The organism is Shewanella sp. KT0246, from assembly GCF_019654955.1.
Taxonomy (GTDB): Bacteria; Pseudomonadota; Gammaproteobacteria; order Enterobacterales; family Shewanellaceae; genus Shewanella; species Shewanella goraebulensis.
On record NZ_BPEV01000182.1, the window covers coordinates 1 to 221 of the forward strand.

At 50.2% G+C, this 221-nt stretch carries 1 protein-coding gene; it reads left to right on the forward strand.

The annotated features are described in order from the left end of the window. Positions 1 to 221: VCBS domain-containing protein (locus tag K5Q58_RS21040; protein WP_220755766.1), on the forward strand; the 221-nt coding region annotated here is incomplete at both ends.

Here is a 221-nt window from a genome sequence, read left to right on the forward strand (position 1 = left end):
CAGTTCAGCGCAGAAACCCTGCAAGGTCAATTTGGTACGCTGACTATCAATAATCTCGGCCATTGGACCTACACCGCGGATAACGCACAAGCCACGATTCAAGGTCTAAAAACGGGTGAGTCAGTAACTGACACCCTGCTGGTTCACTCTGTTGATGGCACTGAACAACAAGTCACCGTGACCATTAACGGTACTGACGATAAAGCCGTGATTGCGGGCAC